General features: G+C 40.0%; 20 protein-coding genes and 1 pseudogene. 10 read left to right on the forward strand and 11 right to left on the reverse strand.

Annotation, left to right across the window (positions count from 1 at the left end):
• The first annotated feature begins 183 nt into the window (after positions 1–183).
• The gene (gene ppk1 / locus HHA41_RS11335; RefSeq protein WP_168461790.1) at positions 184–2,265 is read left to right on the forward strand and encodes a polyphosphate kinase 1; all 2,082 of its coding nucleotides are present in this window, start codon (positions 184–186) and stop codon (positions 2,263–2,265) included.
• 113 nt (positions 2,266–2,378) lie between these two features.
• On the opposite strand, the gene HHA41_RS11340 is transcribed toward ppk1, so the two are convergent.
• The 5 genes from HHA41_RS11340 to rubA all read right to left on the reverse strand — a co-directional run bounded on the left by HHA41_RS11340 (position 2,379) and on the right by rubA (position 6,697).
• Complete coding sequence (locus tag HHA41_RS11340; protein ID WP_168419319.1) at positions 2,379–3,014, reverse strand: LuxR C-terminal-related transcriptional regulator; 636 nt, start codon at positions 3,012–3,014, stop codon at positions 2,379–2,381.
• Between the two features lie 359 nt (positions 3,015–3,373).
• Complete coding sequence (gene oxyR, locus HHA41_RS11345) at positions 3,374–4,279, reverse strand: LysR family transcriptional regulator OxyR (protein WP_168419320.1); 906 nt, start codon at positions 4,277–4,279, stop codon at positions 3,374–3,376.
• 13 nt (positions 4,280–4,292) lie between these two features.
• Positions 4,293–5,231: an esterase EstB gene (gene estB / locus HHA41_RS11350; RefSeq protein ID WP_216075476.1), complete on the reverse strand. Its 939-nt coding sequence runs from the start codon at positions 5,229–5,231 to the stop codon at positions 4,293–4,295.
• A gap of 50 nt (positions 5,232–5,281) precedes the next feature.
• The gene (locus tag HHA41_RS11355) at positions 5,282–6,460 is read right to left on the reverse strand and encodes an FAD-dependent oxidoreductase (RefSeq protein WP_168419321.1); all 1,179 of its coding nucleotides are present in this window, start codon (positions 6,458–6,460) and stop codon (positions 5,282–5,284) included.
• A gap of 72 nt (positions 6,461–6,532) precedes the next feature.
• Positions 6,533–6,697: a rubredoxin RubA gene (rubA, locus tag HHA41_RS11360; protein WP_004972007.1), complete on the reverse strand. Its 165-nt coding sequence runs from the start codon at positions 6,695–6,697 to the stop codon at positions 6,533–6,535.
• Between the two features lie 495 nt (positions 6,698–7,192).
• Here rubA and HHA41_RS11365 point away from each other — a divergent pair, with 495 nt between their 5' ends.
• Positions 7,193–7,735: an adenine phosphoribosyltransferase gene (locus HHA41_RS11365; protein ID WP_168419322.1), complete on the forward strand. Its 543-nt coding sequence runs from the start codon at positions 7,193–7,195 to the stop codon at positions 7,733–7,735.
• 126 nt (positions 7,736–7,861) lie between these two features.
• Here HHA41_RS11365 and HHA41_RS11370 read toward each other — a convergent pair whose 3' ends face one another.
• On the reverse strand, positions 7,862–8,368 hold the full coding sequence (locus tag HHA41_RS11370; protein ID WP_168419329.1) for a YqiA/YcfP family alpha/beta fold hydrolase: 507 nt from the start codon (positions 8,366–8,368) through the stop codon (positions 7,862–7,864).
• 306 nt (positions 8,369–8,674) lie between these two features.
• On the opposite strand from HHA41_RS11370, the gene lysS reads away from it, so the two are divergent.
• On the forward strand, positions 8,675–10,201 hold the full coding sequence (gene lysS, locus HHA41_RS11375; RefSeq protein WP_168461791.1) for a lysine--tRNA ligase: 1,527 nt from the start codon (positions 8,675–8,677) through the stop codon (positions 10,199–10,201).
• A gap of 74 nt (positions 10,202–10,275) precedes the next feature.
• On the opposite strand, the gene HHA41_RS11380 is transcribed toward lysS, so the two are convergent.
• The 3 genes from HHA41_RS11380 to HHA41_RS11390 all read right to left on the reverse strand — a co-directional run bounded on the left by HHA41_RS11380 (position 10,276) and on the right by HHA41_RS11390 (position 11,518).
• Entirely contained in the window at positions 10,276–10,557 is a 282-nt protein-coding gene (locus tag HHA41_RS11380) for a HigA family addiction module antitoxin (protein WP_136144789.1), read from the reverse strand.
• A gap of 23 nt (positions 10,558–10,580) precedes the next feature.
• Positions 10,581–10,862, reverse strand: coding sequence for a type II toxin-antitoxin system RelE/ParE family toxin (locus tag HHA41_RS11385; RefSeq protein WP_168419323.1), 282 nt, complete (start codon positions 10,860–10,862; stop codon positions 10,581–10,583).
• A gap of 125 nt (positions 10,863–10,987) precedes the next feature.
• A complete protein-coding gene (locus HHA41_RS11390) occupies positions 10,988–11,518 on the reverse strand; it encodes a hypothetical protein (protein ID WP_168461792.1) in 531 nt (176 codons plus the stop codon).
• A 352-nt stretch (positions 11,519–11,870) separates the two neighbouring features.
• On the opposite strand from HHA41_RS11390, the gene cysD reads away from it, so the two are divergent.
• Positions 11,871–12,779: a sulfate adenylyltransferase subunit CysD gene (gene cysD, locus HHA41_RS11395; protein WP_171458961.1), complete on the forward strand. Its 909-nt coding sequence runs from the start codon at positions 11,871–11,873 to the stop codon at positions 12,777–12,779.
• A gap of 90 nt (positions 12,780–12,869) precedes the next feature.
• A complete protein-coding gene (gene cysN, locus HHA41_RS11400) occupies positions 12,870–14,486 on the forward strand; it encodes a sulfate adenylyltransferase subunit CysN (protein ID WP_168461793.1) in 1,617 nt (538 codons plus the stop codon).
• A gap of 99 nt (positions 14,487–14,585) precedes the next feature.
• On the opposite strand, the gene HHA41_RS11405 is transcribed toward cysN, so the two are convergent.
• Positions 14,586–15,053 carry a GNAT family N-acetyltransferase gene (locus HHA41_RS11405; protein ID WP_168461794.1) on the reverse strand — a complete coding sequence of 156 codons (468 nt, stop codon included), beginning with the start codon at positions 15,051–15,053 and terminating at the stop codon, positions 14,586–14,588.
• Positions 15,054–15,377: 324 nt separating this feature from the next.
• Here HHA41_RS11405 and HHA41_RS11410 point away from each other — a divergent pair, with 324 nt between their 5' ends.
• From HHA41_RS11410 to HHA41_RS11430, 5 genes are all read left to right on the forward strand, one after another.
• Positions 15,378–15,842: a hypothetical protein gene (locus HHA41_RS11410; RefSeq protein WP_168461796.1), complete on the forward strand. Its 465-nt coding sequence runs from the start codon at positions 15,378–15,380 to the stop codon at positions 15,840–15,842.
• A gap of 118 nt (positions 15,843–15,960) precedes the next feature.
• Positions 15,961–16,539, forward strand: coding sequence for a nicotinamide riboside transporter PnuC (gene pnuC / locus HHA41_RS11415; RefSeq protein ID WP_168461798.1), 579 nt, complete (start codon positions 15,961–15,963; stop codon positions 16,537–16,539).
• A 9-nt stretch (positions 16,540–16,548) separates the two neighbouring features.
• Positions 16,549–16,842: a hypothetical protein gene (locus HHA41_RS11420; RefSeq protein WP_168461799.1), complete on the forward strand. Its 294-nt coding sequence runs from the start codon at positions 16,549–16,551 to the stop codon at positions 16,840–16,842.
• A 156-nt stretch (positions 16,843–16,998) separates the two neighbouring features.
• Positions 16,999–17,496 (forward strand): DUF2505 domain-containing protein, encoded by a 498-nt coding sequence (locus tag HHA41_RS11425; protein ID WP_168461800.1) that lies wholly within the window; start codon positions 16,999–17,001, stop codon positions 17,494–17,496.
• A gap of 215 nt (positions 17,497–17,711) precedes the next feature.
• Positions 17,712–18,131, forward strand: a complete 420-nt coding sequence (locus HHA41_RS11430) for a DsrE family protein (RefSeq protein ID WP_168461801.1) — start codon at positions 17,712–17,714, stop codon at positions 18,129–18,131.
• A gap of 63 nt (positions 18,132–18,194) precedes the next feature.
• Here HHA41_RS11430 and HHA41_RS11435 read toward each other — a convergent pair.
• Positions 18,195–18,611: pseudogene (locus HHA41_RS11435) on the reverse strand (helix-turn-helix domain-containing protein); the annotation flags it as partial.
• Positions 18,612–18,689 lie beyond the last annotated feature (78 nt).

Genomic DNA, 18,689 nt, shown 5'->3' on the forward strand with positions numbered 1-18,689 from the left:
CGTTTAACTCGTTGTTCTCGTTTATGTTCCATAAAATAAGTCTCTTAAGGTGTAAACTTATTTCAGGACGGGACAGTGAAAATATCTATAAAGCCTAATTTTTTAGGCTTTTTTTATGAAAATGTCACAAAATTGAAGCATACTTGTAGCAATGCCAAACATTTTATAAAAGCATAGGTGGGTATGAATACGGCAACTGGCGCGACTCCTGCGCAAACAGAATATACATATAATGATCGCTACATTAACCGCGAACTTTCTATTTTAGACTTCCATTTGCGTGTGCTTGAGCAAGCTGTAGATCCATTGCATCCATTACTGGAGCGCATGAACTTCCTGTTGATTTTTTCGCGCAACCTAGATGAATTCTTTGAAATTCGTGTAGCTGGGGTCATGGAACAATTGGATTTGGGCAATGAAAGCCGTAGTCCAGATGGTTTAACACCAAAGCAGGTGTTAGATCAAATTTCTAAAACCGCACATGCTGCCATTGAGCACCAGTACCGTATTTTAAATCAGGAAATTTTGCCAAAATTACGTGAAGAAGATATTTGTTTCTTGCGTCGTGGTGAGTTAACCCCAGCACAATCGGCTTGGGTGAAAAAATATTTCCAAGAACAAGTTGCGCCTGTACTGACTCCAATTAGCCTAGACCCAGCCCACCCATTCCCACGTTTGGTCAATAAAAGCCTGAACTTTATTGTGACGCTTGAAGGGAAAGATGCGTTTGGTCGTCAAATTGATTTAGCGGTTGTGCCTGCGCCACGTTCATTACCACGTGTTGTACGCTTGCCAGATGAACTTACAGGCGGTAAAGAGCATCACGTGATGCTTTCTGCGATCATTCATGAACATGTGTCAGACTTGTTCCCGGGTATGACAGCAACAGGTTGCTATCAGTTCCGTGTGACACGTAATGCAGATTTGGCTTTAAATGAAGATGTTGAAGACTTGGCCAAAGCTTTAAAAGGTGAATTGAACTCACGTCGTTTTGGTCGTGCGGTGCGTTTGGAAGTCACACACAACTGCCCGAAACCAATTTACGAATACTTGCTGAATGAATTCGATCTTGAAGAAGAGCAACTCTATAAGGTCGATGGCCCAGTGAATTTGGCACGTTTACTGTCTAATTTTAAACGCCCACATTTACGTTATGATTCACATACACCTGCCATTCCAAAGGTGCTAAAAAAGTCTGAAAATATTTTTTCAGCAATGCAAAAACAGGACATCCTGCTACATCATCCGTTTGAATCTTTTGCACCAGTGATTAACTTGCTGCGTGAAGCCGCACGTGACCCTCAAGTACTAGCGATCAAACAAACCTTATACCGTAGTGGAGCAGACTCAGAAATTGTGCAAGTCCTTGCAGAAGCTGCACGTAATGGTAAAGAGGTTACTGCGGTGATTGAGTTACGTGCACGTTTTGATGAGGAATCTAACATTGCTGTGGCCAATGTACTCCAAGAAGCGGGTGCTGTTGTGGTATATGGCATTGTGGGCTATAAGACTCACGCCAAAATGATTTTGGTGGTGCGCCGTGAAAACAACAAATTGGTGCGTTATGTGCATTTAGGCACAGGTAACTACCATGCAGGCAATGCGCGTATCTATACAGACTATGGCTTACTGACCACAGACAAAGAGCTGTGTGAAGATGTGCATCGTATTTTCCAAGAGCTGACAGGCATGGGCAAAATGGCAAAACTGAAAAAGTTATTGCACGCACCATTTACCCTGCATGCACAATTGGTCAATTATATTGATGAAGAAATTGCCAACGCCAAAGCGGGCAAACCTGCACAGATTATTGTGAAAGTGAATGCATTGACCGAAATGCAACTGATCAATAAGTTATACGAAGCGTCTCAGGCGGGTGTGCAGATTGATTTAATTATTCGTTCAATTTGCTGTTTGCGTCCAGGTTTACCAGGGCTTTCTGAAAATATTCGTGTGCGTTCAATTGTGGGACGCTTCCTTGAACATACCCGTGTATATTATTTCTCAAATAATGGTAATCCACGTATTTATTGCTCAAGTGCGGACTGGATGGATCGCAACCTCTTTAACCGTGTCGAAGCATGTTTCCCGATAGAAGATCCTGCATTGAAAAAGCGTATTTATGAACAAGGTTTGCTGACCTATATGCAGGATAATCAACAGGCATGGTTATTACAAGGCGATGGTACTTGGGTGCGTGCTCAACCTGCAGAAGGTGAAACGCCTCACAATGCGCAGCGCTTACTCACTGACAGTATTGTTTAATTCAAAACTTTAAATCAAAATCTGTAAAAAGAGCGATGTTGAACATCGCTCTTTTTTGATCTGAAATTATTTTTATTGGCTCTAGTAAATTGATCTACATTTCAAATATAAGTTTAAGCAAAACAGCAAGTGGCATCATCCACGTTCATGATTTTGCGATAAATGCTTTTGACGTAACCATGCACTAATTGTTCTGAGGCATTTAAATTTTCTGCCACTTGTTGTGAGGGCATACCCTGACCAGAAAGCGCTAAAATATCATACTCAGTTTTAGACAGTGCTAGGGAATGACCCAGAGAAATGATGTGCTGTTCGCATGCTAAGATTTCATTTGCAAGGGTGCGATCAAGCGGAGAGCCGCCCCGTAAGATGGTACGAATCTGCATTTGCATTTCTGCAAAACTCTGATCACAAAAGACATAGGCAGAAATACCTAAGTGAATCGCCTGTAACAATTGTTTGGGCATATTCGAGGGTAATACGGCAACCACTAATGTGTCTTTACGAAAGTGTTTTAAGTTTTGAATAAACTCAATATCTGCTTTTGACCAATCTTGCAGATTAATAAACACAATATTGGGTAAGTGATGCTGCACCATGAGAGTTGCATGCTGTAAAGAAGTACTGCTTAACAGTAATTCTTCTGGGTAGCCAAAATTCAGTAAAATATCGCTTAAGTCGTTTAACTGCTCGACGGAATGATCAATCAGTAAAACAGGCACAGGCAAAATCAGATCTCTATGAATCATTGCAAGTACTCCTGTTTTGCTCAATGAAAAAATCTTGATTCTTAATTAACGCTATTTTGCAAAATATTAGGGAGTCTGAATATCCTTGAATATAGTGATTTTTAGCAAAAAAGGTAAATATAAATAATTGTTGTTGCGTATGTTTTTCTAAATATTGTAATTATGTGAGTTGTGTAACAATAATAGGATTCCTTTTAAAGATTTGCACCTAAATATGCAAAAATCAATAAAACAGCAATTTTTTATTTTATTTATATTTTTAAATCACTTAAATCCATAAAAAGGATTGGTGTTTGATAGGTATTATAACGAAGAATAAAAAAAGGAGCCGTTTAGGCTCCTTGATTACAACAGCATTTTTATACTGTAGTTTGAGTGATCTTTTGTAAAATTTGTAGCAAAACGTCAAACTCACTGTGTAACGGTGTGCTTTTACGTGTTACCAAAGCTAAAGTACGGCTTGGTGCGGCTTCAATGCTTTTGATTTGTAAATCTGGATTCGATTTAATCATGGCATTATGAATTGCAATTTCAGGCAATAGGGTAAAACCTAAATTTGCAGATACCATTTCAACCAAGGTTGGTAAAGAGCTGGCTTTTAAACGGTGATCATTTTTGCGCTCACCAATTGGGCAGGCACTTAAAGTGTGGTCACGTAAGCAATGGCCTTCTTCAAGCAACATGAGGCGTGATAAATCCAGATCATCTAAAGAATTGGCCTGAGCTGATTTTTGGTCACCCTTGTGATAAACCAAGAATAAGTCTTCTTTCGAAATTTCAGCGACTTTTAAACCACGCGTATCGAATGGTAGTGCTAACACCACCATATCTAAATTGCCATGTTCCAGTTTTTCGACAATTTTCTCGCTTTGAGCTTCGTGCAAATGTAGCTGAATTTTAGGCAGTTGTTTATGCACTTCATCTAACAACTGCGCCAAAATGAACGGAGCAATGGTTGGAATTACACCGAGGTGTAAATCACCCGTGAGGGGTTCACTCATTTCACGGCTTAAACGCATTAAGTCCTGTGCATCTGCGAGCAGAACACGGGCGCGTGCTACGACTTGTTCACCCAATGGGGTTAAACGTACATTCTGTCGATCACGTTCAACTAAAACGCCGCCAAGAAGGCGCTCTAGTTCCATGATCCCGCCCGACAAAGTCGACTGAGTTACAAAAGAACGGCGAGCCGCTTCTGTGAAATGTAACGTTTCAGACAGTGTAACGAGGTATGACAGCTGTCTTAAAGATGGTAATGCAGCCATAGTGTCCTAATGATTATGATTTAAAGTGGTGAGCAAACAGTCCACTAAGATGAGGAATAAAGTGTGGGGGAATATCATGCCCCATTCCTTTAATTAACTCAAACTTAGCGCCCGGAATCGCTTTCGCAACAGCTTTACCATGCCCTGGTGGGAGCAAACGATCCTGCGAACCATGTACCACAAGGGTAGGGTGCTGAATTTGTTTGTCCAGTTGTAGCAACGAGCCTGTACATAATATTGCTAAAAACTGTTGAAGTACACCCGCTGGATAATAACTTCGTTGATATAATTTACGTGCGGTTTGCATGGCTTCGAGTTGGTTCACGTAGCCAGGTGAGCCTATCACCTTAAATAGTTTTAAACTATGATCAACAATACCATTTTCATCCTGCGATTTTGGTCTTTCTAACAGACTGAACAGTTGTTTAGGAAATGGTGGTGGTAAAAAAGGCTGATTGTTGCTAGTAAATAATAAGCCTAAATTATTTACTTTATCTGAATATTTTGCTGCAAGGATTTGCGCAATCATGCCGCCCATTGAAGCACCGATGACATCAGTCTTTTCAATGCCCAAGCGCTCTAAAAGTAGCGCTGCATCTTCCGCCATGTCATATAAATTATAAGGCGCGCCTTGGTTTTGTAGTCCTAAGCTAAAACGCCCCATCATTTTATAGGTATTTAGGCGTGGGCCTTTATGGCGAATTTTTGACGACAAACCAATATCCCGGTTGTCATAGCGGATCACCCGATAACCCTGATCAATTAAAGATTTACAGAAGAAATCGGGCCAATACAACATTTGCGCACCCAGCCCCATGATCAGTAAAATTGGAGGATCTTCAGTCTTACCGCCAATTTCGACATGCAGCTCAATTCCATTGCCTAAATCGACCTTGGTTTCGTGCATAAATGCCGTATAAGGCGAAGTATTAAACTGAAGTGCGCTATTCATGTTGTTGTCCTCATTCAAGGCAAAGCCGAAGCCTTGCCCTTATTATTATTTTATTCTGTTATTGGCAATAAGTCTGGCACTAATTTAGTCAAACTCAAGCGTTGTTTAGCCGCAGTTGCTCCTAAAAGTACAAAGCCACGCAGGGTGTCAGTTTGGTCATAAGCTCTAGCAATCATGCCATCATCAAACTCTTCAGTATGCCAGTTCACATCTACCCCAAGTGGTGCAGGTAAAACAGTGAGTGGTGCAGCTGGTGTTTTAACCGCAACAGGCATGGCAGGGTAGTGCACCTGTGTGGTTTCACCATTTAAGGTTTTAGCTAAGGCACGTGCCTGCTGCATAATTGGCATTACATATGGCAAAAGAATTCCATTCACTTCGGCACAGTCACCCACTGCATAGATATCAGCTTGGCTGGTTTCGAGTTGTGCATTGGTCAATACACCACGGCTGGTTTCAATGCCTGCAGTTTTTGCCAGTGCAATATTCGGTTGTAAGCCAATTGCAGACAGAACGACATCGGCAATTAAAGATTGACCGCTGGTAATCGTCACTAAATAGTCGTCATTTTTAATTTTTGAAACTTTTTCAACAGTTGTGCCAAGTACAAAGTGAATGCCTGTTTCTTCTAAATTTTGTTTAAATGCGCTGGCAACATAATCAGGTAGTAAACGCCCAAGAGGTTGGGGCGCAAGGTCAATCACCGTGACTTGATGACCTGTTTGCTGTAAGTCGTTGGCAAATTCACAGCCAATTAAGCCTGCGCCTAAAATCACGACACGTTTGTCTTGGCGTTGTTCGAGCTGTTGGCGGAATGCTGTGTAATCACTTAAGTTATTTACAACATGAATGTCATCGCTGCCATCACCTGCAATGGCTAAACGTACAGGGTTAGCGCCCACTGCTAAAATCAGTTTGGAATAAGGCTGACGGCTGCTTACACCATCTTTTTCAATTTCGAGTACATGTGCTTCTGCATCAATCGCTTTTACCCAAGTCTGCGTTGCAATGCGCATATTGAGTTGGCTTGCCATTTTCTCTGCATCGCCCAAGGCAATTTGTGCAGGTGCTTTATTGCCTGCCAAAGCATTAGACAAGGTTGGTTTCGCATAGTTGGTGGCATCGTCTGCGCAGATCATGAGTAATTCATGTTCTGTATTGAGTTTACGGAATTCGCGAGCAACAGTATAACCTGCCATGCCTGAACCAATAATAACGATAGGATGCATAGGGTGTACTCCAAATTAGGGCATAGAAATAGGCGTTAAAAAAAGACCATGCGGCATGGTCTTTTAATGGTCTTAAACTTCAATCATTTCAAAGTCAGCTTTTGAAACGCCGCAGTCTGGGCAAGTCCAGTCATCAGGGATATCTTCCCACAATGTACCTGCCACAATACCGTCTTGAGGCCAGCCTTCTGCTTCGTCATAAATCCATCCACAAACGATGCATTGATATTTTTTCATTTAATTCTCCATAAACCGATCTTTAAATTTCTAGATCAGCAAAAACTTATCTACGACCAGATACATGATATGACTTTTAGTATATCTATTTGATTAAATTTTTACGCAGTTATACGGCTAAAGTAAAGTAAATAAGCGATTTTAATGTGCTGCTCAGCAGATTGAATAGCAGCTGAGGACAAAACTCGACTGAAAAAGCCTGCCTTGCCCTATTTTCTACAATAAATCAGGTGGTTTTATCGTGGAAAATTCATCTTATTGGGAGTTTTATGGTTATTTAAGACCTTGGTCGTACAGAATAATAAGCATGATTTTGATATTTTATGATGGAATTTTTGTATATTTAAATTTTGATAAATAATTATATTTAATAAAATCAATAATTTGTTTCTTTGTTTGGTGCGGTGAGTGCTTATCTTGCCGATTTGATCACTAGCCTTAATTGAAAATAAACGTTAAAATTCAACCATTCTTTAGTCACATTTCTGATCTTCCATGAGCAATTTGTCTACTTTTTTGTGGTCGCATATTCGTACTGTTCCTCATTTCCCAAAACCAGGCATTGATTTTTATGATTTAACGCCGTTGTTTATGAATAATTTGGATTCATTAACAGATGCGTTGATTGCCAGTATTCCTGCAGAACAATTGGCCGAAGTTGAAAGCTTTATTGCAGTTGAAGCACGTGGTTTTGTGTTGGCAAGTTTGTTGGCACAACGTACGGGTAAAGGTTTAGTACTTGTGCGTAAAGCGGGTAAATTGCCGCCTCCAGTGGTAGGTGTAGGTTATAGCTTAGAATACGGTTTAGACCGTTTAGAAATGGCTGCCGATGTAAAATCACAAAAAGTGATTATTGTAGATGACGTATTGGCGACTGGCGGTACTTTAAAAGCAGTAAAACAATTGGCAGAAAAATGTAAGCATCAAGTTTTGGGTGCAAGCATTTTCCTAGATTTACCAGATTTGCATAAAGATTTAGGTTTAGAGATTTGGTCTGTATTAGACAATAAATCTAAGCCAGAGCAAGCTGTGGCTTAATAGAAATAAGCATCGCTGCGTTTTTTTAAGTCATACTGTACTTAAAATGACAGAAAAAAGCCTGATCCAATAAGGTGATCAGGCTTTTTTTATGGAATCAATGGCTAGAAAAAGTTTATGGAAAAACTATTTGCCCAAATAAGCTTGCTCAATTTGTTGAATACAAGGGTTGATATTTTCTGGATGCAATAAACGATGATGCCCTGACTCGAAGGTAGAGGTCTGCATATAGTTTTCTAAAAATTCTTGTGCTGCGTGCATATCCAGAATTTCATCGCCCAATTCCAAATAGGCGACTTGTGGAATATCGTGTTGTAAATCTGCATCGGAAATAGCAGGGTAATCATCACGAAAGCTTGGCGCTAAACTTGGATTAGCCACCACGCAAGGGATGTGATGGAACAAGGACATTTTGAGTGCCCAGTAGCCCCCTAAACTATGCCCAACCAGAATTTCAGGTTTAATTTTTTGGATGATGTTGTGGTAAAAATCTGCCACTGTTTGATAATTCAGGTTGCGATAATCGACGTTGATGCAAAATTTTTGCTCTGCATCAATGGCATGGAATTTAGTCGATTCCCGAGAGGAATCTAACCCATGTAAAAACAAGACTTTTAAAGCACATGTATTCATTGCCAGATTCACATAGTCGATTATTTTCATAGAACAGATTTCATAGTACAGATCGTGATTTTTAACTCGGTTTGGCTGAAACTAAAAATAGCGACCAAAAACGATCTTTTTCATCTATTTTCTGATCAATATTGTAGTGCGCTCGGGCAAAGAAAGAAGTTAGCTTTTGGTCTAAGTCAACAAAAAGCTATAAAAGCAAGGGGCAATTAAAAAAATATATAGACCGAGTTAGAGAAGGCATACGAAATCGTGTCTAAATCTGCTATTCTATTGAACTTCTTTTTTTAGTAATTATTCGAGGCAGAGATGACGCAACATAACGCTCAATCGACTTCTGAACCCATTATTTCCGAAAACGATTTAATTGCGCAGCGTCATGCCAAGTTAAAGCAAATTCAAGAACAAGCGCAGGCGAAGGGTACTAGTCCTTGGCCAAATACATTCAAGCGCGAACATTATGCAGAAGACTTACAGGCCCAATTTGCAGAAATTTCTAAAGAAGAAATTGAAGCAGGTGAAAAAGTTTATGTGTCTGTAGCGGGTCGTGTGATGTTGAACCGTGGTTCATTCATCGTGATTCAGGACATGACTGGACGTATTCAGTTGTATGTGGCACGTAAAGAACTCAGTGCTGAAACCTTAGAGACTATTAAAAGTTTAGACCTTGGCGATATTATTGCAGTCAAAGGCTATATTGGTCGTTCAGGTAAAGGTGATTTATATGTTCATATCGAACATTTTGAATTGCTCACCAAATCATTACGCCCACTACCAGACAAATACCACGGTCTAAGCGATACCGAAGCAAAATACCGTAAGCGTTATTTAGACTTGATCGTGAATGAAGATACACGTAAGACTTTTGAAATTCGTGCCAAAGTGGTTTCGGGTATTCGTGCATTTTTAACCGAACAGCGTTTTATGGAAGTTGAAACGCCAATGATGCATGTGATTCCAGGTGGTGCATCGGCACGTCCATTTGAAACGCATCATAATGCTTTAGATATGCCATTATTCTTGCGTATTGCACCTGAGCTATATTTAAAGCGTTTAGTGGTTGGTGGCTTTGAGCGTGTGTTTGAAATTAACCGTAACTTCCGTAATGAAGGGGTGTCTACGCGTCATAACCCTGAATTTACCATGATTGAATTCTATCAAGCTTATGCTGACTATAAAGACTTGATGGCATTGACTGAACAAATGCTCGAAAAGTTAGCTTTGGATATTTTGGGTACTACAGATGTGCCGTATGGCGAAGAAGTGTATAGCTTCAAAGGTCCATTCAAGAAAATTTCTATGTTTGATGCCATTCTTGAGCATAACCCACAGTTTACGCCAGACAATGTTAATGACCGTGAATTCTTGGCAAAATTTGTGCAGGAAGAATTAAAAGAGCAAGTGAAACCAGGTTTTGGTTTGGGCAAATTGCAAACCATCGTGTTTGAAGAAACGGTGGAAACACAATTACGTCAGCCGACTTTCATTACTGAATATCCTGCAGAAACTTCGCCTTTGGCACGTCGTAATGATGATAATCCACACATTACCGACCGTTTTGAGTTCTTCATTGGTGGTCGTGAATTGGCAAATGGTTTTTCTGAGTTAAATGACCCGATTGACCAAGCTGAGCGTTTCCAAGCACAGGTTGCAGAAAAAGACGCTGGTGATGATGAAGCAATGCACTACGATGCAGACTTCGTTGAAGCATTGGAATACGGCTTACCACCAACAGCGGGTGAAGGGATCGGGATTGACCGTTTGGTTATGTTGTTTGCCAACGCTGCCAGTATTCGTGATGTGATTTTATTCCCGCACATGCGTCATAAAAACTAAGTCTTAGAGTGTTCTTGTCCAGATAAAAAATAACCTGCTGAAAAGCAGGTTATTTTTTGATTACAACTTAATAATTAAGCGCTTGCCACCAATTTTTTAATCGTAGGGCGTTGACGTTGGCTTGCAAGCCATAAATCATGCTGCATTTGTAAATTCAGCCAAAACTCTGGTGAGGTTTCTAAAGCTTCACTTAAACGAAGGGCCATATCTGCAGAAATTCCAGTATGACCATTCAAAATACGAGATAGGTTTGCACGCGTCACTCCAAGTGCTTGAGCCACCTCAGTCACAGAAGTTTCACCAATATATTCGCGTAACATTTCACCTGGATGAGGTGCATTAAACATCATATTCATCTTTGTACTCCTGCGCTAGAAGCTTAGTGATAATCCAAATAATCTACGATGTAGACATCACCATCTTCAAATTTAAAAATTACTCGCCAATTACCATTTACTGTTAGTGACCACTGATCTTGTAGATTCCCACTCAATTTATGTAAACGCCAATTGGGTGGGGTGCGCAAATCATTCACTGTAGATGCAGCATGTAATGCTGCAAGTATTAAACGTAATTTTGTAGAATGCGCTGCTTGAATACCTGCTGTTGAACCAGTTTGGAAAAAAGCCTGAAGACCTTTATGTTTAAAACTCTTAATCAAGCCTTAGTATCCAAGTGTATTGTGTATATGCACAGTATACATTAATTCCGAGTTTAATCAACCAACCTGTTCAGGGCGGTCTTGGTGTACTGTGAGTGATGTGCAGAATTTTAAAGTGAAGAGGCTTATAATAGTGCCGTCTGAATCCGTACTTTCATGTCTAAAGCTTGTTGCAAAATATGCGCTTTCATCCAAGCCACTTGTTCGCCCATGGGGTTGATTTTCATGGCTGTGTTTAAAAAGTCGAGTTGCTGCTGCGTAAATAATTGCGTTTCAATGGCTTGGTATAGTTCTGCTGTGGTTGCATTTAAAGGCATTTCCACCAAATAAAACCCTTTAGGGTAATTATAAAAAGCATAGATCAGGTTAAAGGCTTTTTGGTCGGCCTTTAAATTACCTGCACCAATTTCATAACTGCGATCTTGGTTGCTGTGCGTGATGCCCAATAAAAAGGAAAGTTTATCTGCATGGCAACGCAAACCAAATTGTAGGCCAATTTGATCTGCACTGAGTTCGTGTTGCACAAACACGTTGAGCATGGAGCCATCATCATTCAGTGGTTCTTGAAAAACCAAAAGCTCAGGGCTGTGCTGATAGAAAAAACCAGCCAATTTTGCCTGTTCAAGTTTGGGTATAATGGTTTCAATATGTGACATGGGAGAATCTTAAAACTAAAAATATGGCTTTACTTTAAGCATTTTTTGAGCGGGGTAGAAGCATTAGATTAGATGAATAATCTATTAACTTATTGGAAAAAGCGAGGCTAAAAAGTATAAAATTGACCGTGTTAATTCATTTCACTGGCATTAAAATTTGTCGCCATAAAAGAATAGATCACTGATTAAATAAAACTTATACTGCTTATTGGTTTTCTTTTATATGAGCTTTTTGCATATAAATATAATAAAACAAGCAATAGTTAGCATAACTAAATCACTATAATCAAGATCAAATTTTATCTGTGTTATTTGGACACAAGTTTAAGTATATCCGGTGTGATCAATGTCAATAAATCAGGAACGACTTACTCATCTTAAACAGCTTGAAGCTGAGAGTATTCATATTATCCGTGAGGTTGCAGCTGAATTTGAAAATCCAGTCATGCTGTATTCGATTGGTAAAGATTCTGCGGTAATGCTGCATTTGGCTTTAAAAGCGTTCTACCCTGCAAAACTCCCATTTCCACTGTTGCATGTCGATACAGGCTGGAAATTCAAAGACATGATCACTTTCCGTGACAACATGGCAAAACAGCACGGTTTTGATTTAATTGTCCATCAAAACCAAGAAGGGGTAGATGCCAACATCAACCCATTCGATCATGGCAGTTCTAAATATACCGATATTATGAAAACCCAAGGCTTAAAACAGGCGTTGGATAAATATGGTTTTGATGCCGCTTTTGGTGGTGCACGTCGTGATGAAGAAAAATCACGTGCCAAAGAGCGTGTTTATTCATTCCGTGATGCCAAACATCGCTGGGACCCTAAAAACCAGCGTCCTGAGCTATGGAATTTGTATAACGGTAAAGTCAACAAAGGCGAGAGCATTCGTGTGTTCCCATTGTCTAACTGGACTGAATTAGACATCTGGCAATATATTTACCTAGAAAGCATTCCTTTGGTGCCATTGTACTTGGCTGCAGAACGTCCTGTGGTTGAGCGTAGCGGTACTTTAATTATGGTTGATGATGAACGTATGCCTTTACTTGAAGGTGAAGTTCCACAAATGAAATCGGTACGTTTCCGTACTCTGGGCTGTTATCCACTTACGGGTGCAGTCGAATCAGCAGCAAATACCTTGCCTGAAATTATTCAGGAAATGCTATTGGCAACCAGTTCAGAACGTCAGGGTCGTATGATTGACCACGATGAAGCTGGCTCGATGGAAAAGAAAAAACAGGAAGGCTACTTCTAATTCATCTCCCTTCAAAAATCCTCCTTTCATAGCAGGAGGATTAAGCGGGATGAAAAACTGGTTTCTAAAGAATATGTGGAGCTTTGAGCAATGTCTCATCAATCGAATTTAATTAGCCAAGACATTTTGGCGTACTTAAAACAACACGAAAACAAAGATCTACTGCGCTTTTTAACTTGCGGTAATGTAGATGATGGTAAATCGACCTTAATTGGTCGTTTGTTGTACGACTCAAAATTGATTTATGAAGATCAATTACAAGCGGTAACCCGCGACTCAAAAAAAGTCGGTACCACGGGCGATGCTCCTGACTTGGCCTTACTGGTCGATGGCTTGCAAGCTGAGCGTGAGCAGGGCATTACCATTGATGTCGCTTACCGCTATTTCTCTACTGAAAAACGTAAGTTTATTATTGCCGATACCCCAGGGCATGAGCAGTACACTCGCAACATGGCGACAGGTGCATCGACCTGTGATTTGGCGATTATTCTGATTGATGCGCGTTATGGTGTGCAAACCCAAACCCGTCGTCATACCTATATTTCTAGTTTATTGGGTATTCACAACATTGTGGTTGCCATTAATAAAATGGATTTAGTGGATTACTCAGAAGCACGCTTTAATGAAATTCAGGCGGAATATGCCAATTTTGTGAATCAATTGGGTGGCCGTAAACCATCGAATATTATCTTTACACCTATTTCTGCCTTAAATGGCGACAACGTGGTGAACAGATCGGAACATACGCCGTGGTATGCGGGCAACACCTTAATGGGTACCTTAGAGTCGGTAGAAATTAACCGTAACACTGCACACAATGATTTCCGTTTCCCTGTGCAATATGTGAACCGTCCTAACCTAGACTTCCGTGGTTTCTGCGGCACGATTGCTTTGGGCGATATTCATGTTGGTGACCGCATTGTGGCTTTACCATCGGGCAAAAGCTCAACCGTGAAAGAGATTGTGACCTTTGATGGTAACCTAGAACATGCCATTGCTGGACAAGCCGTTACCCTGACCTTAAATGATGAAATTGATATTTCACGTGGTAATGTTTTGGTGCGTGAAGATCAGGCACGTCCTGAAATTTCACGTGCTGTAAATGCCACAGTGGTGTGGATGGCCGATCAGCCTTTATCGATTGGTAAGTTGTATAACTTAAAAGTGGGTACGCAAACTGTGCCTGCGAAAGTCACCGCAATTCATTACCGCACCAATGTAAATACTTTGGAACAGGTGCAGGTTGAACAACTTGAACTGAATGCAATTGCTAATGTAACGATCGAATTTGATGCACCGGTCGTGTTCGACCGTTATCAAGACAGTCGTTATACAGGTTCATTTATTTTCATTGACCGTCTTAATAACGTGACCATTGGTGCGGGTATGGTTGAAGCTTGTGTAGAATGGTCTGCACACAGCGCGCCAGTCACTGCAGAAGATCGTGCTGCACGTTTAGGTCAGAAGCCTGCTGCAGTCAGCGTTTCAAGTCAAATTTTAGCGCAGGCTCAGGCCATTGAAAGTTTGTTGATTCAGCAGGGTATTGTTGCAATTGCCAAAGCAGGGTTAGATGCTACGCAAGTTGCGTTACTGCGTGAAACAGGCATTGTGGTGATTAGTGATGTAGAAAGCGGTGCCGATGCGCAGTTAAGTGCAGACAGCATTGAAGAATTGGCAGAAAAAATTATTGCGCTAGTTCGTTTATAAAATCAGATTCATTTGTAAAACGTAGCTGCAATACAGATGAACCCGCTTTCAAATAAAAGCGGGTTTTTTTATGGGGTAAAAACGGTAAGATTGTTGTGCTCAAGATTGCTCTAATCGCTCTGTATTAAGATGTTTGAGCATGGGGGTGAAATGCCCATAATTAATTTTTTGTGGTTGAATTTCAAAATCATATTTTTGATAAAACATCAGCGCAGTTTGTGTGCTAAACACACTAATTTGCGATACATTTTTAGCCCGTAAATGAGCAATAGCTTCAAATAACAAGGCTTGACCAATACCCCGCTGTTGCACTTCGGGTGCAATCGCATGTTGTAAAATTTGCCCGCGATCACTCATCATAATAAAGCCAACCACCACATGCTGTAGGACATAGACCCAACAATTGTTGTAGTGCAACAGCATTAAAATATTTTCATAGTTTTTCGTTTCAAGCCATGCCTGAATTTTGGCTTCATTACGTTGATGATCTTGAATACAAGACCGAATACTGGCGTGTAATACCGCAACCAAATCGGAGACATCTTGAATTTGTGCAGCTCTAATCATCTAAGCTTATAGTTATAGATAAAAACAAGGCTCTATTGGAAGGGAAAACACCTGTAAGAAATAGCAGAAATTTGTTGTGTTTTACTTCATTATGATGATGCTCAAGTCGTATTTTTGAGTAAAAGCGTAGTATTGTGTAATTCAAGCATGTCTAATTGAATTTAAGTATAAGAAGCTTATTTGTGTATCTATTGATGATCTTTAGCAGTATAGGTTTAGGTTTAATCCGTTGCTAAGGATGTGTTCGCACAGTACACAGAATAGACGCTAAGCGCTGAAATCGTTATACTTTATTCAAGCGCCCGAATAAGAGCGAAGACCAAGATGGCAAAACTATTGTTGTGGATTTTGTTCTTCATTGCAGTCTATGCAGTGTGGAAAGTCTGGTTCAAAATAAAAATTAATCGTAGCTTTCAGCAAAGCTGTCAAGATATGGCCAATATCGTACAAGACCCGATTACCCACAAAGCACCTCGTGCTGTAGAAGAAGTGGTTGAAGAAGTCGCCGAATACGAACAGCAATTATTTGACGATGTCGCAGCGTTATTTTTAAGCCTAAAAGTTTCTACTTCCGACCCTGATGATGCCACAACCATACAGCAAGAATTACTCAATAAAATGCCTGCTAAAGCCCAAACGCAGATTCGTCAGTTAGATTTAGGTGAGTGGTCGATTTACTGGAGTTTTTATCAACAATCTTTGGAATATTATGTGGGTAAATATGGTGTTTTTATTACCCATGTAGACCGTTTTGGACAAGAACATAAATATAATCATGCAGATGTATAAAGCCAATTTTATCGGGTGTTTATTTTTATTGTTTTGACTTGTGCTTAACTCAGTCTGAGTTTGAGCAGTATTACAGAAACAAGGTATCATGCATTTTTCTTTTTCATAGGCTGCATCAATGTCGGTTTTAGAAATAATTGCTGTATTGATCAGTGTCTTAGGCGTGACGTTAACCATCAAACGGCATATTGCTTGTTGGGTAGTGAATTTTATTGCCTGTTTGCTGTATGCCTATTTGTTCTTTGAATATCAATTGTATGGCGAAACAGTATTACAAACGCTATTTATGGGCATGGCAATTTACGGTTTTTACCAGTGGAAAACTGCACAGCAAGACACTCAAGCCATCGTGATTCAGACCTTATCGCAAAATAAAATGCTGCAGCAGCTTGTACTTAGTATGGGGTTAGGGCTTATTTTTGGTCTAAGTTTAATGCAGTGGACGCAGGCATCTGTACCGTTATTAGATGCACAACTTGCAGCTTTGAGTCTGTTGGCAACCTATTGGACCAGTCGTAAATATTTGGCTACATGGTTGCTTTGGATTGTGGTCGATCTACTCTACGTAGGCATGTTTATTTATAAAGCTTTATTTTTAACCGCAGCGCTTTATGTAGGATTTGTGGTATTGGCTTATTTAGGATGGCGTGAATGGAGCAAAATACGTCAGCAACAACATGTGCAAGTTTTGCCTTAAAGGATAAGCATGAGTAACCTGATCCATTTTAAACAGGCACAGCTTGCTCAGTTTGATCATCTTGCACAAAATATTCTGTCTAATCCAGAACGTTATTTACAGTTCAATTCAATTGCAGATTTTTATCGAGCCCAATGGTTGGATGATTTCCCTCAAGGCACCACTTGGTATGCCACAGGATTGGATGATGGGGCAGAGCATTTTTATGCCAAAATCGAATTTTGTGGGCATTATCTTACTTTATATAGCCATGATATTTATGCGGCTGAATTTGGCATCCTGCACATAGATTTGAACAAATAGAGTCAATGACAGCAGGTGGAAAAAACACTTTAATAGCCTGAAAGTAAAGTTGTATTTAGGATATAAAACAACTTATACCCGTTGAGCATCAGCCAAATTATATTGCACGATGATGCTAGACCTACTCCATCAATAAACAAAATAAAAGGAACTCAAATGGCTCATCAATTTACTGTTAATGCCACCATTCATGGCGTTTCAATTGACGAATTTAAGCGTTTAGTGGCAGATATTGCGTTACATGAAGCGGTGTGTAAACGTATTCCGGGTGAAAATTTAGAAATTTTAGAATCAAAAAAGAATGGTGATATTTACACCCTGCGTCGTGCTTATAACTTGGATGTGAATATTCCAGATATGGCAAAAAAACTATTAAAAGATGCATTTCGTTTAAAACGTAATGATGTGACCAACTTGTCCGCACTTACTTCTACAGTAGAGTTAGGCGCTAACTTACCTTTGGAAGCCAAAGGCGAGCGTACCGTTACAGGCAATCAAGATAAAATTGAAATTCAGTTAGATTGGACCATTAAAGTCAAAGTTCCATTGATTGGTGGTATGTTAGAAAAACATGCAGAAGGTGAAATCCGTCGTTTCAGTGAGCTAGAAATTAGCATTGTAGAAGATGAGCTTAAGAAAAATTTAGCCGCTTAAACTGTTTATTTAAAACACGAATGCTTAATTTGTACTGAGTGCTGCCTGTTGGGTGGCGCTTTGTTTTTTGTAGCTGGGATGGCTTCACTTGGTCATTTGCAGCACTGGTTTTTAAGTCAATTGTAGATGCGAAGCATAATATATTAATTATTTAAATATATTATATTTATTATGCTACTATTTTAATCACATCTAAATTGACTCTGAGATCAACCATGAAATTGATTAAGCTGTTGTGTCTGTCTTTATTCCTGAGCTTTGCAAGTCTATCGCCTGCTATGGCAGAGAATAACAAAGATCCGCTATTTGTATTGCTCACCAGTAATGATGCACACCGTACCAAAATGGCAATTGGCATGAGCAATAACCAGTTTGGCAAAGGTCATCCACTGACCATTTACTTGGTTGATCAGGGTGTGATGTTGGCATCCAACCGTTTTGAACATAAGTATGCAGAGCATCAAAAAATGCTAAAAAGTATTATGGCCAAAGGTGGTGAGGTCTATATTTGCAAAATGTGTATGGATCAGTACGGTGTTGCCGAAGGTGATTTAATCCAAGGTTTAAAATATTCAAATCCAGATCTGATGGGTGAAGCGATTTTCCGCCCAGGCACACAGACCCTGAGTTGGTAATATTGCTGCTTTAAAGTGCAAAAGCCTTGTTGAAAAACAAGGCTTTTTTTATTGAAGGAAGTTTTAACGCATGGCGTATTTTTTTAAACGATAATCCAGTGCGGCACGGGAAATTCCCAACAAACGAGCAGCTTCAGATACATTCTGTTTGGCTTTTTGCATGGCGGTCATAATCAGTTGTTGCTCATGCTGTTCTAAGTCAAAACCTTCGTTGACCAATCTGTCTAAATCTGTGCTGCCGTGCACATCTTCAGCATCGTGTTCATGCTTTTGTGGGAATAACGCATTCAGTTTAATCATTTGTTGATCTTCGGTGAGTAATACTGCACGCTCCAACAAGTTTTCCAGTTCACGAATGTTGCCTGGCCAAGCATAACTTTGCATAAAGGCGGTGGCTTTTTCGCTCACTCCCTGAATTTGTTTGTCGTACATTTTCTCAAAGCGTTTTAAAAAGTGCTCAACTAAAAGGGGGATATCTTCAGAATCACAAGCGGGTTTACCGCATTTACTGTGAGTTGGCACTGAATCTGCGTATTAAACCGAGAAGAAGACTAAAAC

It is taken from the genome of Acinetobacter sp. A1 (assembly GCF_012371315.1).
Taxonomy (GTDB): domain Bacteria; phylum Pseudomonadota; class Gammaproteobacteria; order Pseudomonadales; family Moraxellaceae; genus Acinetobacter.